The 13,402-nt window shown below is 70.7% G+C and carries 16 protein-coding genes; 15 read left to right on the forward strand and 1 reads right to left on the reverse strand.

Annotation, left to right across the window (positions count from 1 at the left end):
• Positions 1-3 precede the first annotated feature (3 nt).
• From OAW74_RS08755 to rpsN, 14 genes are all read left to right on the forward strand, one after another.
• Positions 4-1,131 carry a thiamine pyrophosphate-dependent dehydrogenase E1 component subunit alpha gene (locus tag OAW74_RS08755; RefSeq protein ID WP_262873983.1) on the forward strand — a complete coding sequence of 376 codons (1,128 nt, stop codon included), beginning with the start codon at positions 4-6 and terminating at the stop codon, positions 1,129-1,131.
• Complete coding sequence (locus OAW74_RS08760) at positions 1,128-2,138, forward strand: alpha-ketoacid dehydrogenase subunit beta (RefSeq protein ID WP_262873984.1); 1,011 nt, start codon at positions 1,128-1,130, stop codon at positions 2,136-2,138. Before OAW74_RS08755 ends, OAW74_RS08760 begins: the two co-directional genes overlap by 4 nt.
• 14 nt (positions 2,139-2,152) lie before the next feature.
• Positions 2,153-3,502 carry a dihydrolipoamide acetyltransferase family protein gene (locus OAW74_RS08765; RefSeq protein WP_262873985.1) on the forward strand — a complete coding sequence of 450 codons (1,350 nt, stop codon included), beginning with the start codon at positions 2,153-2,155 and terminating at the stop codon, positions 3,500-3,502.
• 268 nt (positions 3,503-3,770) lie between these two features.
• Complete coding sequence (locus OAW74_RS08770; protein WP_262873986.1) at positions 3,771-4,772, forward strand: metal ABC transporter solute-binding protein, Zn/Mn family; 1,002 nt, start codon at positions 3,771-3,773, stop codon at positions 4,770-4,772.
• A complete protein-coding gene (locus tag OAW74_RS08775; protein ID WP_262873987.1) occupies positions 4,769-5,629 on the forward strand; it encodes a metal ABC transporter ATP-binding protein in 861 nt (286 codons plus the stop codon). The genes OAW74_RS08770 and OAW74_RS08775 overlap by 4 nt, the downstream gene beginning before the upstream one ends.
• A complete protein-coding gene (locus OAW74_RS08780; RefSeq protein WP_262873988.1) occupies positions 5,626-6,504 on the forward strand; it encodes a metal ABC transporter permease in 879 nt (292 codons plus the stop codon). The genes OAW74_RS08775 and OAW74_RS08780 overlap by 4 nt, the downstream gene beginning before the upstream one ends.
• A gap of 9 nt (positions 6,505-6,513) precedes the next feature.
• Complete coding sequence (locus tag OAW74_RS08785) at positions 6,514-6,921, forward strand: Fur family transcriptional regulator (RefSeq protein WP_262873989.1); 408 nt, start codon at positions 6,514-6,516, stop codon at positions 6,919-6,921.
• A complete protein-coding gene (locus OAW74_RS08790) occupies positions 6,908-7,954 on the forward strand; it encodes a permease (RefSeq protein ID WP_378733712.1) in 1,047 nt (348 codons plus the stop codon). Before OAW74_RS08785 ends, OAW74_RS08790 begins: the two co-directional genes overlap by 14 nt.
• Positions 7,944-8,783 carry a TIGR03943 family putative permease subunit gene (locus tag OAW74_RS08795; RefSeq protein WP_262873990.1) on the forward strand — a complete coding sequence of 280 codons (840 nt, stop codon included), beginning with the start codon at positions 7,944-7,946 and terminating at the stop codon, positions 8,781-8,783. The genes OAW74_RS08790 and OAW74_RS08795 overlap by 11 nt, the downstream gene beginning before the upstream one ends.
• The gene (locus tag OAW74_RS08800) at positions 8,773-10,185 is read left to right on the forward strand and encodes an Ig-like domain-containing protein (protein ID WP_262873991.1); all 1,413 of its coding nucleotides are present in this window, start codon (positions 8,773-8,775) and stop codon (positions 10,183-10,185) included. The genes OAW74_RS08795 and OAW74_RS08800 overlap by 11 nt, the downstream gene beginning before the upstream one ends.
• Positions 10,182-10,868, forward strand: a complete 687-nt coding sequence (locus tag OAW74_RS08805; protein WP_262873992.1) for a DNA-3-methyladenine glycosylase — start codon at positions 10,182-10,184, stop codon at positions 10,866-10,868. The genes OAW74_RS08800 and OAW74_RS08805 overlap by 4 nt, the downstream gene beginning before the upstream one ends.
• A 126-nt stretch (positions 10,869-10,994) precedes the next feature.
• Positions 10,995-11,231 carry a 50S ribosomal protein L28 gene (gene rpmB / locus OAW74_RS08810; protein WP_228179498.1) on the forward strand — a complete coding sequence of 79 codons (237 nt, stop codon included), beginning with the start codon at positions 10,995-10,997 and terminating at the stop codon, positions 11,229-11,231.
• Positions 11,231-11,401 (forward strand): 50S ribosomal protein L33, encoded by a 171-nt coding sequence (gene rpmG / locus OAW74_RS08815; protein ID WP_005051772.1) that lies wholly within the window; start codon positions 11,231-11,233, stop codon positions 11,399-11,401. The genes rpmB and rpmG overlap by 1 nt, the downstream gene beginning before the upstream one ends.
• Before the next feature lie 4 nt (positions 11,402-11,405).
• The gene (gene rpsN / locus OAW74_RS08820) at positions 11,406-11,711 is read left to right on the forward strand and encodes a 30S ribosomal protein S14 (RefSeq protein WP_262873993.1); all 306 of its coding nucleotides are present in this window, start codon (positions 11,406-11,408) and stop codon (positions 11,709-11,711) included.
• Between the two features lie 122 nt (positions 11,712-11,833).
• Here rpsN and OAW74_RS08825 read toward each other — a convergent pair whose 3' ends face one another.
• A complete protein-coding gene (locus OAW74_RS08825; RefSeq protein WP_262873994.1) occupies positions 11,834-12,664 on the reverse strand; it encodes an alpha/beta hydrolase in 831 nt (276 codons plus the stop codon).
• Positions 12,665-12,808: 144 nt separating this feature from the next.
• On the opposite strand from OAW74_RS08825, the gene OAW74_RS08830 reads away from it, so the two are divergent.
• Positions 12,809-13,399, forward strand: coding sequence for a TetR/AcrR family transcriptional regulator (locus tag OAW74_RS08830; protein ID WP_262873995.1), 591 nt, complete (start codon positions 12,809-12,811; stop codon positions 13,397-13,399).
• The last annotated feature ends 3 nt before the right edge of the window (positions 13,400-13,402 follow it).

Consider the following 13,402-nt stretch of genomic DNA (forward strand, 5'->3'; position numbering starts at 1 on the left):
GCAATGGCCCACGACGACCCTGGTCTCGTCCGCGTGCTCGCGGCCGACGGGACGCTCGCCCCGACCCCGGCCGCCGAGCCCTATCTGGAGCTCGTCGACGCCCTCACCGACGCCGATCTCGAGCTGTTCTACCGCGACATGGTCTCGATCCGCGCGTTCGACCGCGAGGCGACGAATCTGCAGCGGCAGGGCCAGCTGGCCCTCTGGCCGCCGAGCTTCGGGCAGGAGGCCGCGCAGGTCGGCTCTGCGCGCGCCGCGCGAGTGCAGGACCACCTGTTCCCCTCGTATCGGGAGCACGTGGTCTGCCGCATCCGCGGTGTCGACCCCGTCGACATCATCCGCGTCATGCGCGGACTGACGCACGGCGGCTGGGACCCGTTCGACCCCAAGAACGGCAACACGCACATCTACACCCTCGTGCTGGGCTCGCAGACCCTGCACGCGACGGGCCTCGCGATGGGGCTCGTCTTCGACGGCAGGTGCGGCACCGGCGACCCCGAGCGCGACGAGGCTGTCGTCGTCTACTACGGCGACGGCGCATCGAGCCAGGGCGACGTGCACGAGGCGATGGTGTTCGCCGCGAGCTACAACACCCCCGAGGTCTTCTTCCTGCAGAACAACCACTGGGCCATCTCGGTGCCCGTGGCCACGCAGTCGAAGGCGCCCCTCTTCCGCCGGGGCGAGGGATACGGCATGCCGTCGGTGCAGGTCGACGGCAACGACGTGCTCGCCAGCTACGCCGTCAGCAAGGCGGCCCTCGACGAGGCGCGTGCGGGCGCCGGCCCCCGCGCCATCGAGGCGCTCACCTACCGGATGGGGGCGCACACCACGAGCGACGACCCCACGAAGTACCGCACCTCCGACGAGGAGGAGTCGTGGGCGCAGCGCGACCCCATCGCGCGGCTGCGGGCGCACCTGGTGGCGAAGGGCGCCACCGACGCGTTCTTCGCCGATGCCGAGGAGGAGGCCAGGGCCCTCGCCGACGACGTGCGCACGCGCACGCTGGCCCTCGGCGGCATCGAGGCCGACAGCATGTTCGCCCACGTGTACTCCGATCCGCATCCGCTCATCGATCAGGAGCGGCAGTGGCTCGCCGACTACGAGGCGTCGTACGAGGAGGGGGCGTCATGACCGTGATCGAGACCGCGCCCGCGGCATCCGCCGTGCAGAGCATGCCGCTGGGCAAGGCGCTGAACGCCGGCCTTCGCCGCGCGCTCGCCGAGAGCGACCGCGTCCTGCTGATGGGCGAGGACATCGGCCGCCTCGGCGGCGTCTTCCGCGTGACCGAGGGGCTGCAGGCCGAGTTCGGCGAGCAGCGCGTGCTCGACACGCCGCTGGCCGAGTCCGGCATCCTCGGCACGGCGATCGGCCTGGCGATGGGCGGGTTCCGCCCCGTCGTCGAGATCCAGTTCGACGGGTTCGTCTTCCCCGCGTTCGACCAGATCACGACGCAGCTGGCCAAGATCACCAACCGCCACGAGGGCGCGCTGTCGATGCCCGTCGTGATCCGCATCCCCTACGGCGGGCACATCGGAGCCGTCGAGCACCACCAGGAGAGCCCCGAGACGTACTTCGCGCATACCCCAGGCATCCGCGTCGTGTCGCCGTCGACCGCCAACGACGCGTACTGGATGATCCAGGAGGCGATCGCCTCGAACGACCCCGTGGTGTTCCTCGAGCCCAAGAGCAAGTACTGGCAGAAGGGCGAGGTCGACACGGCCGCCCCCGCGCTGCCGCTGCACGCGTCTCGGATCGTGCGCCGCGGCACCGATGTGACCCTCGTCGGCCACGGCGCGATGGTGACGACCCTGCTGCAGGCGGCTGCGCTCGCCGAGGGCGAGGGGGTCTCGGCCGAGGTGGTCGACCTGCGCTCGCTGTCGCCGGTGGACTACGGCCCCTTGCTCGACTCGGTGCGCCGCACCGGCCGCATGGTCTATGCGCAGGAGGCGCCGGGGTTCGTCTCGCTCGGGTCTGAGATCGCCGCGACCGTCATGGAGAAGGCGTTCTACGCCCTCGAGGCCCCCGTGCTGCGGGTGTCGGGCTTCGATGTGCCGTTCCCCCCTGCCAAGCTCGAGGGCACCTACCTGCCCGACGCCGACCGCATCCTCGAGGCCGTGGACCGCGCCCTCGCCTACTGATCGTTGGAGTGACGATGAGCCAGACGTTCGTTCTGCCCGACGTGGGCGAGGGTCTCACCGAGGCCGAGATCGTGCAGTGGCGCGTCGCGCCGGGCGACCAGGTCGCCGTCAACGACGTGATCGTCGAGATCGAGACGGCCAAGTCGCTCGTCGAGCTGCCCTCGCCGTTCGCGGGGGTCGTCGGCGAGCTGCTCGTCGCCGAGGGCGCGACCGTCGAGGTCGGGGCGCCGATCATCACGATCGCGGGAGCGGATGCCGCCCCCTCCGTCGTCGGCCAGTCCGAGCACGGCGAGCCTGCGGCCGCCGAGTCCGAGGGCGAAGGGGCGGTGCTGGTCGGCTACGGCACCGGCGGTGCCGTGCAGTCGCGCCGCCGCAAGCCCGCCCAGGCGCCCGTGAAGTCCTCGGTCGGGGTGGTGGCAAAGCCCCCCATCCGCAAGCTCGCCCGTGACCTCGGCGTCGACCTGGCCGATGTGACCCCCAGCGGTGCCGCCGGCGAGGTCACGCGAGACGACGTCGTGGGGCACGCGTCGCAGGCATCGGTCTTCCGCAACATCCAGACGCCGGAGTGGCCGCAGGTGCGGGAAGAGACGATTCCGGTCGCGCCGCAGGCGGCAGCATCCGCCCCCGCCTCGGCGGCCGCGGTCGCCGAGGCGAACGGGGAGCGCGAGGAGACGATCCCGGTGCGGGGCGTGCGCAAGGCGACCTCGTCGGCGATGGTGCGCTCGGCCTACACGGCGCCGCACGTGTCGGTGTGGACCGACGTCGACGCGACCCGCACGATGGAGCTGGTCAAGCGGCTCAAGGCCTCGCCCGACTTCGCCGACGTCAAGATCTCGCCGCTGCTGATCATGGCGCGCGCCGTGATCTGGGCCGTGCGCCGCACGCCGATGATCAACGCCGCCTGGATCGACACGGAAGACGGCGGCGCCGAGATCCAGGTGCGCCACTACGTCAACCTCGGCATCGCGGCGGCGACGCCCCGTGGGCTGCTGGTGCCGAACATCAAGGAGGCGCAGAGCCTCAACATGCGCGAGCTCGCGGCCGCGCTCGAGAAGCTCACGCTCACGGCGCGCGAGGGCAGGACGACCCCCGCCGACCAGCAGCACGGCACCATCACGATCACCAACATCGGCGTGTTCGGGATGGATGCCGGCACTCCCATCATCAACCCCGGCGAGTCGGCGATCATCGCGATGGGTGCGATCCGCCAGAAGCCGTGGGTCGTCGACGGCGAGGTGCGGCCGCGGTGGGTGACGACCGTCTCGGGCTCGTTCGACCATCGCGTCATCGACGGCGACGGCGTCAGCCGGTTCGTGGCCGACGTCGCCTCCGTGCTCGAAGAGCCCGCGCTGCTGCTGGACTGACTGTCGCCCGCGTGTCGACGTCGCCGCGCCGCGCCCCGGCCGCCTCCGAGTACCACTTCAGTCGTCACGTATGGCGGCCTGAGGAGCGATGACGTCGCCATCTGTGACGACTGAACTTCAGGCCACCGCGCTCGGTCGTCATATATGGCGACCTGTGGAGCTCTGGGGGTCGCCATCTGTGACGACTGAAGGATCGAGCGGCGAGGCGCCTGGGGTCGGCGTGCAGCCCCGATTTGAGAATGATTATCAATAGACGTAGGGTCGAAGCATGACCTCGCGCCGCCTCGTCGTTCCGGCCGCCCTTGCGGCAGCATCCGCTCTCGTGCTCACCGGCTGCGCCGGCGACGCGACGACGGACGAGACCACCGGCATCTCGGTCGTCACCTCGACGAACGTCTACGGCGACATCGCCTCGGCGATCGGCGGCGACCTCGTCTCGGTCACCGCGATCATCGACTCGGGTGCGCTCGACCCGCACTCCTACGAGGTGAGCGCGCGCGACGAGCTCACGATCAGCCGCGCCGATCTCATCGTCTCGAACGGCGGCGGTTACGACCCGTTCGTCGACACCGCGATCGAGGCGACCGCCGCTGCGGCGCCGCAGCTGCTCGCCGTCGAGTACTCGCACGACTGGCCGGAGAACGAGGGGCACGATCACGACGACGACGCCTCGGCGGGATCGGCGACAGAAGACGCGGACGACGACCACGACCACGACGACCACGCCGGGCACGACCACGTCGAGGGCTTCAATGAGCACGTCTGGTACGACCCGCACACCGTCGAGCACCTCGCCGAGGCCATCGCCGACGAGCTGGGCGACCTCGACCCCGCGAACGCCGAGACGTATGCCGCGAATCTCGCGGAGTTCACCGAGGGTATCGAGGGTCTCGAGTCCGACCTGGCCGACATCGCCGCCGCGCACGGGGGCGAGAAGGTGTTCGTGACCGAGCCCGTGCCGCTGTATCTCACGGCCGCCGCGGAGCTCGAGAACGTGACCCCCGACGCGTTCAGCGAGGCGGTCGAAGAGGGCAACGACGTCGCGCCCGCCACGCTGCTCGAGTCGATGCGGCTCATCGATTCCGGCGACGTCGCCGTCGTCATCGCCAACGCGCAGACCGGCGGTGCCGAGACGACGACGATCACCGACGAGGCGCAGACGCAGGGGATTCCGGTGCTCGAGTTCACAGAGACCCTGCCCGACGGCCAGACTTACCTCTCGTGGATGCAGCAGAACATCGCCGCGCTGATGACGGCGCTCTCGGCGTGAGCGAGGCCCCGCTCGAGATCCGCGGCGCGGCCCTGCGCCGCGAGGGCCGCGAGCTGTGGAGCGGGCTCGACCTCACCGTCGCCCCAGGCGAACTGATCGCCGTGCTCGGTCCGAGCGGGTCCGGCAAGACCACGCTGCTGCGCGCGATCCTGGGCCTCGAACCCCTCAGCGAAGGATCGATCACGGCCCTCGGCGAGCCCGTTCGGCGCAAGGGCAACCGCCGCATCGGGTATGTGCCGCAGCAGCGGCCGCTCCCCCGTGACGTATCGCTGCGCGGGCGCGACCTCATCGGACTCGGCGTCGACGGGCACCGGTTCGGCTTTCCCGTGCATCGCAAGACGGATGCTGCCCGCATCGACCGGCTGATCGACGCCGTCGGCGCGCGAGACTTCGCCGACCGCCCCGTGGGCGTGCTCTCGGGCGGCGAGCAGCAGCGGCTGCGCGTGGGGCAGGCCCTCGCCGACACCCCTCGACTGCTGCTGTGCGACGAACCGCTCACGAGCCTCGACCTCGCCAACCAGCAGGCCGTCATCGGGCTCATCGACCGGCACCGCACCGAGGCGCAGGCCGGCGTGCTGCTGGTCACCCACGACATCAACCCGGTGCTCGAGCAGGTCGACCGCATCCTCTACCTCGCGAACGGCCGCTTCACACTGGGCACGCCAGAAGAGGTGCTGACCAGCGAGACCCTCACCGCCCTCTACGGCGCGCCGGTCTACGTCATGCACGCCGGCGATCGGCTCGTCGTCGTGGGTGCGCCCGACGCCGAGGAGTCCCACCACCACCATCACCACCATCACGCGCACGACGATCACCCCGACGACCACACCGACACCGGAACGGTGGCGTTCGCATGAACTGGGCAGACATCGCCGACGCCATGTTCGGCGGCATCGCCGACTACGGCGACATCCTCGCCCTCGTGTCGAACTCCGTCATCGCCGGCGCCGTGCTCGGCATCGTCGGCGGACTCATCGGCGTCTTCGTGATGCAGCGCGACATGGCCTTCGCCGTGCACGGCATCAGCGAGCTGTCGTTCGCGGGCGCCGCCGCGGCCCTGCTGATCGGGGTCGACGTCGTGACGGGCTCGATCGTCGGCTCGCTCATCGCCGCGGCCCTCATCGGGGTGCTCGGCGCCCGCGCGCGCGACCGCAACTCGATCATCGGCGTGCTCATGCCCTTCGGCCTGGGCCTGGGGATCCTCTTCCTCTCGCTCTACAACGGACGCAGCGCCAACCGGTTCAGCCTGCTCACCGGTCAGATCGTCTCGGTGCAGAACAGTCAGCTGGGCTGGCTCATCGGCATCAGCCTGTTCGTCGTCGTCGGGCTGCTGTGGATCTGGCGTCCGCTGCGGTTCGATTCGCTCGACCCGCAGTCGGCGGCCGCCCGCGGTGTGCCGACCACCGCCGTCTCACTCATGTTCATGCTGCTGCTCGGACTCATCGTCGCCGTCGCCGTGCACATCATCGGGGCGCTGCTGGTGATGGCGCTGCTGGTGACCCCCGCCGCCGCGGCGATGCGGGTGGCGTCAGGGCCGGTCAGTGTGCCGCTGCTGTCGGCGCTGTTCGGCTTCACGGCCGCAGTCGGCGGCATCCTGATCGCCGTCATGGGCACGCTGCCGGTGAGTCCCTACATCACGACGATCTCGTTCGTGATCTATCTCGTGTGCCGGGGCATCGGCGCCCGCCGCGGCAGGGTCGACGCCCAGCCCACGCTCACCCCCGCTCGGTAGACTCGCGCCATGACCCAGCGCAACACCTGGCAGCGCGAGCGCGTGCGCGAAGCGCTCGCCGATGCGCCGGGGTTCGTGAGCGCCCAGACCCTGCACGCCACCCTGCGAGACGAGAACACCGGCATCGGCCTCGCCACCGTCTACCGCACCCTCTCCGGCCTGGCCGCCGCCGGTGCCGCCGATTCGCTGCAGAGCCCCGAGGGCGAGGCGCTGTACCGGGCGTGTGCGACCAGCGGCCACCACCATCACCTCATCTGCCGATCGTGCGGTCGCGCCGTCGAGATCGAGGCGACCGAGGTCGAGCAGTGGGCGAAGACGGTTGCGGCCACCCACGGGTTCACCGCCGCCGAGCACGTCGTCGACATCTTCGGGCTGTGCAGCGACTGCAGCCAGGTGAGCGAGCGTGCCGGCGACTGAACCGCGTCAGCGCGCCGTCGCCCCGCGCTCGGCGCGGCTCGCACCCAGCCGCACGACGCGCACGCTGGCCGGCATCGGACTCGGCGTCGGGGTCATCGTAGTGCTCTTCGCCATCGACGCCCTCGCCCCGACGCTGTTCCCCGCCTCGCTGTCGACCCGCACTCAAGACGGACTCACACTCGCCCTGAGCGTGCTCATCGAGTCGCTGCCGTTCGTCGCGCTCGGAGTCGTGCTCTCGATCGTCGTGCAGGTGTGGGTGCCGCCCGGGCTGATCGAACGGTTCATGCCCCGACGGGCATGGGCTCGCCGGGCGGTGCTGTCGCTGCTCGGGATGATCGTGCCGGTGTGCGAGTGCGGCAACGTGCCGTTCGCCCGCGGCCTGCTGATGCGCGGCTTCACGCCCTCCGAGACCCTCACCTTCCTCATCGCCGCCCCGATCGTGAATCCGATCGTGATCATCACGACCCACCAGGCCTTCGGCTTCGACGACGGGATACTCGTGTGGCGGCTCGTGGGCGGCTATCTGATCGCGAACCTCATCGGCTGGCTGTACTCGCGGCATCCCGATCCCGACGCGCTGCTGACCGACCGCTTCCGCGACACGTGCGCCCTCGTCGTCGACGAACCTGGCTCGAAGGGCCGGCGCAGCATCGCGCAGCTCGTCATCGAGCTGCGCGCCGTCATGCCCGCTCTCGTGATCGGCTCGGCGCTGGCCGGCGCCGTGCAGGTGCTCGTGCCGCGCGAGGCGCTCGTCGCGATCGGGTCGAACCCGGCGCTGTCGATCGTCGCGATGATGGTGCTGGCGATGGTCGTGTCGATCTGCTCGAACGTCGACGCGTTCTTCGCGCTCTCGTTCGCCTCGACGTTCACGCCCGGCTCGATCGTCGCCTTCCTTCTCGTGGGGCCCCTCGTCGACGTCAAGATGCTCGCCCTCATGCGCACGACCTTCACCACCCGCACCCTGGCGGGCATCGTCGCCGTCGTCGTGCTGGCGGCGTTCGCGATCGGCACGGTGGTGAACCTTGTCGCCTGAGCACACGCACGTCTCTCCGGCCCGTGCCCTGGCTGCCCGGTGGCTCGGCGTCGGGCTCGCCTCGGTGCTCGCCGTCGTCACGCTCGGCCTCGCGCTGACGGGCCGGCTGGGGCTCTACATCAACCCCGACTCCACATGGTTCGCGGTCGGCATGTCGCTGGTCGTGCTCGCTGGGGCGGCGCTCAGCTTCACCCTGCCCCTGGGCGCGGAGTCCGATCACGGCCACGATCACGGCGACGGGCAGCACACGACGGATGCTGGCGGGTCGGGCGACGCCTCGACACGCGCGGCGACCGGGGGCACCCGCTCGGCGGCCCACTCGCCGCGGCGGACACTCGGCACGGCGGCCACCGCCGTCGGCGGCGTCGCCGCGTCGGGCGTCGTGCTGCTCGCGCTGGTGACCCCGCCCGCGACCCTCTCGGCCGAACTCGCCATGTCGCGCGACGTCGGCACGGCGCCGCTGTTCGGCGGCACCGATGTCGTGGCGCTCGCCACGACCGGTGACACGGCGTCGTTCGGAGTGGGCGAGTGGGCGGCCGTGTTCGCGACGGCGACCAATCCCGACGCCTTCGACGGCGACCCGGTGACCCTCACGGGCTTCGTCACCGACGGCTCGTCGGGCGGATTCGATCTCACCCGCCTCGTGATCACGCACTGCGTCATCGACGCGCAGCCGGCGAGCCTGCCGGTCGCCTCGACCGGCGAGGCGGGCGAGACCGGGCAGTGGGTCACCGTGACGGGAACGGTGCGCTCGACCTCGGAGGGTCTCGTGATCGACGCCGCCACCGTCGAGCAGATCGACGAGCCCGAGGACCCGTATGAGTTCTGACTCGCGCCGCGTCCGGTCGCGGCGGCGTCGTGGGCGCGCGTTCGCGCTGTCGCTGGCCGTCGTGATCGTCGCGCTCGCCGTCGTGGGCCTGGGCGCGGCCGCTCTCGGCACCGCCCAGGGGCCGCGGGTCACCGACGTGCAGGTCGATCCGGAGGCGGCGGTGACCGCATCCGGTTCGCGATTGATCGTGACCACGACCCAGGCGCTCGCGCCCGTCGATACCGCCCAGGTGACGGTGGAGCCCGAGGTGGCCTTCACCGTCGACACGTCGGGGCGCACCGTCGGCGTGCAGTTCGCCCGCCCCCTCGACGACGACACCGACTACACCGTGACGATCGCCGATGTGCGCGGAGCAGGCGGAGGGCAGCCGGCGACCCTCACGCAGACGTTCCGCACCCCCGCGGCCCAGGTGCACCTGCTGCAGCGCGGCGACGACGGCGACACGATCTTCCGCACCGACCTCACCGGCGAAGAGGCGCTGCCGGTGTTCACGCACGCGCACATCGAGGACTACCGGGCGACCTCGTCGCACCTGGTCGTCTCGGTGCGCACCGACGACGACCGCGCGCAGCTGCTCGTGATGGGCCTCGACGGCAGCGACCCGCAGCAGATGACCCTCCCCGGAGACGGCGTCGTGTCGAACCTCCAGACCGCCGACCGGGGCGATGTGATCGGCTACACGTTCTCCGACGCGTCGCTCGGCGCCGACGGCGGTCGTGAGAGCCTGCTGTTCACCGCGTCGCTCAAGTCGCCCGACGCCGACCCCACCGCGGTGGAGGTCTCCGGCGCCGACCCCCGCGTCGCCGAGTGGCGCTTCGTGCCCGACACCGACAGCATCCTGCTGCTCTCATTCGACGGCACGCTGCTGCTGACCGGCCCGACCGGAGAAGACGCGACCGCCCTGGGCAGCGCTCTGGGCATCGAGGGCATCGCGCGCGGCTCGTCGGTCGCCGTCGTCGACCGCGCAGAAGGGCTCGTCGACATCGACCTGACCGACGCGAGCGAGCACGCGCTCGTCGAGGCCGAGGGCCTCGGCCCGGTCTCGCAGGTCACGCCGGTAGCGGGCTCCGGCACGGTGCGCACCGCCGCGATCCTCGGCGACAGCGGCCTGCCGGTGGGTACGACCGTGGCGCTGGTGGCCGACGACGGCACCACGCGGGTGCTCGCCGACCTCGACGGCGCAGACGCCGTGCTGCAGACCTGCACGTCGCCGAGCGGGCGGTATGCGGCCGTCACCGTCGCCCCCGATGCCGTCGACAACCCCTACGACACCTACCTGCTGCCGATGCCGGCCGCCGTCGAGACGCGGGTCTTCGACCTGCGCGAAGGCGAAGGTGCGGACCCCGTCGTCGCCCTCAGCGGCTTCGCGGTGTCATGGTGCCAGGCGCCGGTCGGGTCATGACGGATGCCGTGCGCCCCGCGGCCCGCGAAGATCTCGTCGCGCTGCCGCTGGTCGTCGCCCCTCGCCTGCTCGGCGGGCACCTGACGACGGTCGTCGACGGGGCCGAGGTCGTGCTGCGCATCACGGAGGTCGAGGCCTATCACGGCCGCGGCACGGGCGAGGTGCCAGACCCCGGGTCGCACGCGCGCATGGGCCCCACGGCGCGCAACGCCACGATGTGGGGCGAACCCGGGCACCTCTACGTGTATCTGAGCCACGGCATCCACTCGTGCGTCAACGTCGTGTGCGCACCCGATGGGGTCGCCGGCGGAATCCTGCTGCGCGCGGGCGAGGTGCTCTCCGGCGCGGATGCCGCCACCGCACGCCGCGTCGCGCGTGGAGGTGTCGTGCGCGCGGCACGCGACCTCGCCCGAGGACCGGGCAGGCTCGGCGATGCCGTGGGCCTGCGGCATCCGTTCCACGACGGCATCGACGCGATCGCCGGCACGCCGCTCGCGGGAGCGGTCGCCCGCCTCGACCTCGCCGTCGACCCCGTGGCACCGATCGCCAGCGGGCCACGCGTGGGGGTCGCCGGCGTCGCGGGCACCGACGCCTTTCCGTGGCGGTTCTGGATCCCCGGCGATGCCACGGTCTCGCCCTTCCGCTGGGGCCGCGGGGCGGGGCCTTCCGCCGTGCTAGACTGACTCTTTGTCTGCGCGCACTCCAGCACGCAGTTCGTACCCCCCACCGAAGCCAATCGGTGATCGGGGTGCAGACAAGGGATCTTGGGTGGGGCCGTCCGGCCTCACGGTACAGAAGGAGTAATCACCATGGCAGCAGTGTGCCAGGTGACCGGAGCGGTTCCCGGCTTCGGTCACAACATCTCGCACTCGCACCGCCGGACGAAGCGTCGCTTCGACCCGAACGTGCAGAAGAAGACCTACTACGTGCCCTCGCTCGGTCGTAAGGTCACCCTCAACGTGTCCGCCAAGGGCATCAAGGTGATCGACGCGCGCGGCATCGAGTCGGTCGTGAAGGACCTGATCGCGAAGGGTGTGAAGCTCTGATGGCCAAGAAGGCACAGGACGTCCGTCCGATCATCAAGCTGCGTTCGACCGCCGGCACGGGGTACACCTACGTGACGCGCAAGAACCGCCGCAACAACCCCGACCGCATCGTGCTCAAGAAGTACGACCCGGTGATCCGCAAGCACGTCGAATTCCGAGAGGAGCGCTGATCTCATGGCCAAGAAGAGCAAGATCGCGCGCAACAAGCAGCGCCAGGAGGTCGTCGACCGCTACGCGGCGAAGCGCCTCGAGCTGAAGAAGGCCCTGGTCGACCCCAACTCGACCGACGAGCAGCGTGAGGCGGCCCGCGTCGGGCTGCAGAAGCTGCCCCGCAACGCGTCGCCCGTGCGTCTGCGTTCGCGCGACGTCATCGACGGCCGCCCCCGCGGTGTGCTCACGAAGTTCGGCATCTCGCGTGTCCGCTTCCGTGACATGGCCCACCGTGGCGAGCTGCCCGGCGTGACCAAGTCGAGCTGGTAAGCAACAGCATCCACGTCGAAACCCCCCTCTCACGCTGAGACCCAGCGCGGAGAGGGGGGTTTCGCCTTGTGTGCCGGGCTTCGGCGAGCGGGGGCCGGGTTTCGGCGAGCGGATGCTGCCGCTCAGGCCGCCGCGGGCTGCTGCGCGTGCTCGAGCGCCCAGGCCAGGGCGTAGTCGGCGACCTCTTCCCAGCCGTCCTGGCTCACGATGCGGTGGGTGCGGCCCGGCCACTCCTTGTAGTCCACGACGGCGGGGCTGCCGGTCGAGCGGTACTTCTTGACGAGCGCCTTGCCGATCGCCGGCGGCACGACGTGGTCGATCTCGCCGGTCATGATCAGCAGCGGCGCGCGGTCGGCGCGGTCGTAGTCGACGTGGGTGACGCCGTTCTTCTCGTTGAGCACCGACGTGACGCCCTCGAAGAACACCCGGTTGTACGAGTTGACGGCGTACTCCTTCCACAGCTTGTCGGACTCGCTGCGGGGAAGGTCGTTGCCGAACGTGAAATGGAAGTGCCGCTTGCTCAGCGGCTTGGCGCCGTTGCGGCCGAACGGGTTCGACAGGATCGGCGTGCCCGTCCACAGGGTCGAGGCCGGCAGTGCGGTCACACCGGCGGTCTGCCCCGGTTCGACGCCCACGTAGGCGACGCCGAGGCCGCGGTCGGCGAGCATCTGGGTGATGACTCCCCCGAACGAGTGGCCCATGATGATGGGCTTCTGGGGCAGCGCGCGGATGATGCGCTCGTAGTGGTCGGCGATCTGCTTGAGGCCGACGCCCTTGAGGGCCGCCGGGTTCGAGCGGATGTCGTCGACGGTGCGGTCGTCGATCCCGGGCCAGCCGGGGACGATCACGTCGTGGCCGGCGGCGCGGAAGCGCTCCGCCCACGTGTCCCAGCTCGTCGGGGTCATCCACAGTCCGTGGATGAGGACGATGGGGGTCTTGGTCGTGCTGGTCATGTCGATCTCCTTGAGTGGGTGGTGCTCTGTGTGGTGTGCGGAGCCGGGGGCTCCCGGCTGATGTATCCTGATGGTAGACCGAACGTTCTATCTACGCAAGAGTATTCCCGAAATCGATGACACGATGGTCCCGCAGGAGGAAACATGAGCAACAGCCCCACCGATGAGACCGGGGTCGTCCGCGCACCCAGCGCGCGGCAGCGCCTGCTGAACGCTGCGACCGACCTCTTCTACCGAGAGGGCATCCACTCGGTCGGCGTGGATCGCGTCATCGAGCAGGCGGGGGTCACCCGCGCCACGATGTACAAGCAGTTCGCCGGCAAGGAGGGGCTCGTGCTGGCCTATCTGCAGGGGGAGGATGCGCGGCTGCGCGAGCTCTTCGCGGCAGCCGGAGCGCAGTCCGACGACCCCGCGGTGCTCGTCGACCTCGTGATCGAGGGGATCGTCGACGACATCCGCACGCGCCACACGCGCGGCTGCCCCTTCATCAACGCGGCCGCCGAGTACCCCGACGAGGGACCGGTGCGCGAGCTCATCGCCGACCACCGCGAGTGGTTCCGCTCGACGCTCGAGCAGTTGGCGTCGGCCGCAGGGCTGACCGGTGCGCGCGACGTCGCCGCATCCCTCGTCCTGCTGCGCGATGCCGCGCTCGTCGGCGGCTACCTCGACGGCAGCGACCGCACGGCAGACGCCTTCCGCCGCACTGCCCGCGAGGTCGTGGCCGCCGCGCGCTGAGCC

This window comes from Microbacterium fluvii, assembly GCF_025515205.1.
GTDB lineage: Bacteria > Actinomycetota > Actinomycetes > Actinomycetales > Microbacteriaceae > Microbacterium > Microbacterium fluvii.

Excerpts from the sequence above, each read along its gene's own strand:
- OAW74_RS08825 (WP_262873994.1), bottom strand. The coding sequence starts at position 12,664 with ATGACCAGCACGACCAAGACCCCCATCGTCCTCATCCACGGACTGTGG.
- rpmG (WP_005051772.1), top strand. The coding sequence starts at position 11,231 with ATGGCCAAGAAGGCACAGGACGTCCGTCCGATCATCAAGCTGCGTTCG.
- OAW74_RS08760 (WP_262873984.1), top strand. The coding sequence starts at position 1,128 with ATGACCGTGATCGAGACCGCGCCCGCGGCATCCGCCGTGCAGAGCATG.
- OAW74_RS08800 (WP_262873991.1), top strand. The coding sequence starts at position 8,773 with ATGAGTTCTGACTCGCGCCGCGTCCGGTCGCGGCGGCGTCGTGGGCGC.
- OAW74_RS08765 (WP_262873985.1), top strand. The coding sequence starts at position 2,153 with ATGAGCCAGACGTTCGTTCTGCCCGACGTGGGCGAGGGTCTCACCGAG.
- OAW74_RS08805 (WP_262873992.1), top strand. The coding sequence starts at position 10,182 with ATGACGGATGCCGTGCGCCCCGCGGCCCGCGAAGATCTCGTCGCGCTG.
- OAW74_RS08755 (WP_262873983.1), top strand. The coding sequence starts at position 4 with ATGGCCCACGACGACCCTGGTCTCGTCCGCGTGCTCGCGGCCGACGGG.
- OAW74_RS08785 (WP_262873989.1), top strand. The coding sequence starts at position 6,514 with ATGACCCAGCGCAACACCTGGCAGCGCGAGCGCGTGCGCGAAGCGCTC.
- OAW74_RS08830 (WP_262873995.1), top strand. The coding sequence starts at position 12,809 with ATGAGCAACAGCCCCACCGATGAGACCGGGGTCGTCCGCGCACCCAGC.
- rpsN (WP_262873993.1), top strand. The coding sequence starts at position 11,406 with ATGGCCAAGAAGAGCAAGATCGCGCGCAACAAGCAGCGCCAGGAGGTC.
- rpmB (WP_228179498.1), top strand. The coding sequence starts at position 10,995 with ATGGCAGCAGTGTGCCAGGTGACCGGAGCGGTTCCCGGCTTCGGTCAC.
- OAW74_RS08770 (WP_262873986.1), top strand. The coding sequence starts at position 3,771 with ATGACCTCGCGCCGCCTCGTCGTTCCGGCCGCCCTTGCGGCAGCATCC.
- OAW74_RS08780 (WP_262873988.1), top strand. The coding sequence starts at position 5,626 with ATGAACTGGGCAGACATCGCCGACGCCATGTTCGGCGGCATCGCCGAC.